We start from the raw sequence: 3,995 nt of genomic DNA, 5'->3' as shown, positions 1-3,995 counted from the left end.
GCCCAGCCCAGGTTCATCACCGCGTCGAGGAAGGCCATGTAGGGGACGAAGGGCGTGTGGCCCTGGTCGTAGGGGATTTCGACGAAGCCCTGGAAGCGGGCCGGGAAGCTTGCGGCGGCGAAAACGCCGTCGTCTTCCATGTAGTCGTGGCTGCCCATGGGCGAGAGGTAGTCGGTGGCGCCGAGCGCCCGGCAGATCGCCAGCAGGTGGTCGGAGCGGTGGCCGGGGGCGCCGAGCGTGCTGGCGCGGACGAACTCGCGTTCGAGGCCCAGCTTCGCTGCGGCGGCTTCGATGAGGCCGCAGTTGAGGTCGGCTAGGCCGGTGTCCGCCCGGGCGAACTGTTCCTCGAGGAAGGCCATGCCCTCGGCGAAGTGCGGCCGTTTCGCGTAGGCATGGCGGATCGAGTTGAGGTGCTTCTCGCGCCAGGGCTCGGCGTCGGCGAGGCGGATTTCGCTGATGGCGGCGTCGCGGTCGGTCTTCTGGACGGGGACCGAGAGCATCACCTCGCCGGCTGCGCCCCAGATGCGGTTGCGCTGCTGCCAGGAGCGGCGGGCGAACTGGACGTCGTCGAGGAAGACGAAGACGTCGCTCGCGGCGATCAGGTGGAAGTAGCCGAGGTAGGGCAGGTAGGCCGGCTGCATGATCGCCGCCGTCCTCCCCGGTCCCTGGCGCGTCATGCCGCGGCGCGACCTTTCGAGACGCCCAGCGCGGCCGCCAGGGCGGCGTTCACCTGCGCGAACTTCTCGGCCTTGGCGTAGGGCTCCCACGCGCCGTCGACGAAGGTCGCCCCGAGGCGGTCGCGGGCCGCGTCGCGGAGCTGCGCGAGCTGCCGGATGGCGTCGACCGAGTGGTAGATCCAGCGCGGCTTGATCGTGGTGCAGAGGATCTCGCCCAGGGCCAGGTCGCCGCCGAAGCCCGAGAGCATCCGGTGGACCTCGTAGCGCAGGTCGGTGGGATCGGCCTCCTTCACGCACTCGGCGGTCACCAGCGTGCGGCCCGCGCTCTCGTAGACGTAGGCGCGGAAGCAGGCGCCCTCTGCGGTGAAGTTCTGGACGTAGAAGGGCCGCGGGCCGGTCCAGCGGGCGGCGAAGACATAGGTGGCGAAGCTCTTCGGCAGGAGCTTGGGCGTGCGCACGTCCAGCGCCTTGAAGAGCGGGGTCGGGTTTGCGGCCCAGACCAGGACCTCGCCCTTGTTGTGGGTGGCGATGGCGTGGCGGGGGGCGACGAGGTTGCGCTCCCGGATCTTCACGCCGATCTGGCCGAGCGCGTGCTCGCAGCGCCGCAGGAAGGTCGGGAAGCCGCCCTCGGGCAGGCTGGCCAGCAGGTTGTTGGTGTGGCCCCATTGCGCGCGCGGGATGGCGAGCAGTTCGTCGGCCAGGGGGTCGGCGCGCTTGGCGTCGGCCAGCGCGGCCACGTCGGCGCCCAGCGGGAAGACGCGGTTGATCGCCATCGGGATGGCGGCCGCCTCGTGCGCCTCGGCAAGGTCGAACCCGAGGTGCCACGTGGCGTAGCGTGTCAGCGGCCCGGCGATCTCCGGCGGATAGGCGCCGATGCGGTCCGCGAGGCTGGGGCCGGCGAGGGGGGTCACCGAGGCGTTCGCGCAGGCGAAGGCGGGGCCGCCGAAGTCGATGGTGCGGACGGGCTCGCCCGCATCGCCCGGGCTGATCGAGCCGAAGCGGTTGTCGAACTCGACGAAGCTCTGGCCGTAGGTTTCCAGCAGGCCGCGGATGGGGTCGCTCCTGGGGCCGAAGTAGATGCAGCCCTCGCGCAGCTCAAGGCCGTGGCGCTCTTCCGGCAGGGCGACGCCGCCCAGCTTCTCGAAGCGCTCGTAGAGCTCGATGTCGCGTGCGCCCAGACGATGCGCCTCGAACGCCGCGAGAATGCCGGTCAGGCCTCCGCCGACGATCTTCACCTTCATGCTGCCGCTCCCCAGACGATGACGTCGCTGTTGTTGGGGACGAGCTGGCCGGCCTGCACGTTGTCGAAGCGGCAGGTGAGCACGGTCTCGTCGGTGAGGCCCAGGGTGGACCTGAGCAGTCCGACCAGCGCGGCCTCGGTGTAGAACAGGTTGAACAGGCCGGCTTCGCCCGTCTCGGGCGTGTCCAGGCGGAAGCCATCGGGCTCCTCCTCCTCGCCGCGGCCATAGCGGTAGTCGTCGACGAGGCGGGTGCGCACGAAGATCTCGCAGCCGGGCGCGAGGTGGGCCTTGAGCGCGCCGAGGCAGGCGCGGGCCTGCGCGGCGGTAAGGTAGCAGAGCAGGTTCGGGACGATCACGGCGTGGAACGGGCCTTCGAGCGCCGGCAGGCTCTGCGACAGGTCGGCCTGGACGAAGGTGGGCGCGTCGCCCAGGTTGAACCGGGCGTCGGCCAGCGCGTCCTCGTCGTAGTCGACGCCTGTGCAGTCCCAGTCCCAGATTCCGTAGAGCGACAGGTTGTTGCCGGTTCCGGAGCCGAGTTCGAGGACCCGGCCGGTCCGCTGGGAGAGGCCGCGCTTGAAGAAGTGCCGCACGATGAACTCGTCGGGATACTTCAGGCCACGAATCTCACGGAGCGGGCGCATCGCGCTCTCTAGTGGACCAGGGAGGAAAACGCGCGGTTAACCCTGAGCCGATTCGGCGTCGCAGAGGGGCGCTAACGCCGATGCGCGGCGATGAGGCCGAGGAAGATCTCGGCGGTGCGGCCGGCGCCCAGGCCGTCGCAGACGCCGGCGCTGACGCGGGCCAGTTCGCGGCGCAGATCCGCGTCGCGCAGCAGCCGGGTGAGCGCCCGGTCGAAGGCGGCGTCGAAGCCGGGGTCGGCGAGATCGACGACCAGCGCCGCGCCGCGTTCGGCCATCGCCCGGGCGGCCGGACGCTGGTTCTCGGCCAGCACGATCAGTACCGAGGGAAGGCCCAGCACGCAGCGCTCCCAGGTGGACGAGCCCGGTGCGCCGATCCCGATGTCGGCCTCGGCGGTGAGGCGGGCCATGTGCGGCGTGTCGACGTGCAGCATGAGGCGCGGGTCGCGGCGCGCGGTCTTGAGGAGTCCGGAGGTGCTGGGGGCGCCGGCGCCCAGCACGATGTCGAGGCCGACCTCCTGCACGCGAGGCCGCACGCGGTCGACGACGCGGGCGGTGACCCCGCCGACGTCGGTCAGGCCCATCGAGATCAGGACGCGCTGGACCGGCTCGCCCCGCCAGGCCAGGGCCGGTTCGCGCACGGCGGCGAATTCGGGGCGGACCGCGGCGAACTCGGGTCCGAGCAGCAGGCGCGCCTCGTCCGAGGTGAGGCCGAGGTAGTCCTGGGCGCGGCGCGACGGGCCGGCGTCGACGACGATGTCCGCCCCCAGCGGCCGGTCGGCGAGGTCGTCGACGACAAGGACGGGGCGGTCCTTCGCCATGGCCCGGTGGTCGGGCTCGGACAGGCCGTAGTGGTCGAAGACGATGGCGTCGAAGCTCTCGCGCACCGCCGTGGCGGCCAGATCCTCGGCGGGGATGCGGACGCTGTCCGGCGAGAAGGCGTCGAGGAGCTCGGCGACGGCAGGCGGGCCCACGAAGGCATAGCTGGCGCCCTGCGCCTCCAGCGCCCTCGCGAGCGTCAGCGAGCGCATGACGTGGCCGCCGCCTACGAACGGGCCGGCGTCCGCCACGAAGAGGATGCGCGGTCCGGTCATAGCCGCCGATGGCCTCCGAAGTGGGCGAGATCGGGGCGGCGCTCCAGGAAAGCGCGGATGTCGGCCGACGCGAAGGCGGGATTCTGCGGGTAGAGCGCCGCGTAGACCGCCTCGGCGAAGGCGTAGTCGTCGGGGGTGTCGACGGTCCAGCGGATGTCGCCGTCGTCGGCGCTAGGGCTGGTCAGCCAGGCGGCGCGGTAGCCGTGGCCGCCGTGGTAGAGGTCCCAGGTGACGTGCTCGCGGGCCTCTCGGGAGGTCGCCTCGGCGGCGAGGCGGCGGAGCGCGGCGGCGGTCATCACCTCGACGTCCTGCCCCTTGGGATAGCTGAACGTGTCCGGCGTGTTC

4 protein-coding genes and 1 pseudogene are annotated in these 3,995 nt (G+C 71.7%); all 5 read right to left on the bottom strand.

Features of this window, described 5'->3' with window-relative positions:
- On the bottom strand, positions 1-641 hold a 641-nt coding region (locus JNL41_RS22000; protein ID WP_293478427.1), incomplete at its 3' end, for a WbqC family protein.
- Between the two features lie 32 nt (positions 642-673).
- Positions 674-1,918, bottom strand: a complete 1,245-nt coding sequence (locus JNL41_RS21995; protein ID WP_293478426.1) for an FAD/NAD(P)-binding protein — start codon at positions 1,916-1,918, stop codon at positions 674-676.
- Positions 1,915-2,559 carry a class I SAM-dependent methyltransferase gene (locus tag JNL41_RS21990; RefSeq protein ID WP_293478425.1) on the bottom strand — a complete coding sequence of 215 codons (645 nt, stop codon included), beginning with the start codon at positions 2,557-2,559 and terminating at the stop codon, positions 1,915-1,917. Before JNL41_RS21990 ends, JNL41_RS21995 begins: the two co-directional genes overlap by 4 nt.
- Positions 2,560-2,630: 71 nt before the next feature.
- Positions 2,631-3,650 (bottom strand): UDP-2,4-diacetamido-2,4,6-trideoxy-beta-L-altropyranose hydrolase, encoded by a 1,020-nt coding sequence (gene pseG, locus JNL41_RS21985; protein ID WP_293478424.1) that lies wholly within the window; start codon positions 3,648-3,650, stop codon positions 2,631-2,633.
- A pseudogene (locus tag JNL41_RS21980) lies at positions 3,647-3,995 on the bottom strand (flagellin modification protein FlmC); the annotation flags it as partial. The pseudogene JNL41_RS21980 and the gene pseG, both read right to left, overlap by 4 nt.

Origin of the sequence: Phenylobacterium sp. (assembly GCF_016793285.1) — a bacterium.
Taxonomy (GTDB): Bacteria; Pseudomonadota; Alphaproteobacteria; order Caulobacterales; family Caulobacteraceae; genus Phenylobacterium.
The sequence above is the reverse complement of the archived record's forward strand: the minus strand, read 5'-3'. Positions and strand labels throughout refer to the sequence as shown.

What these genes read in the sequence shown, in the direction of transcription:
- pseG (WP_293478424.1), bottom strand. Translation starts at nt 3,650, where the DNA reads ATGACCGGACCGCGCATCCTCTTCGTGGCGGACGCCGGCCCGTTCGTA.
- JNL41_RS21995 (WP_293478426.1), bottom strand. Translation starts at nt 1,918, where the DNA reads ATGAAGGTGAAGATCGTCGGCGGAGGCCTGACCGGCATTCTCGCGGCG.
- JNL41_RS21990 (WP_293478425.1), bottom strand. Translation starts at nt 2,559, where the DNA reads ATGCGCCCGCTCCGTGAGATTCGTGGCCTGAAGTATCCCGACGAGTTC.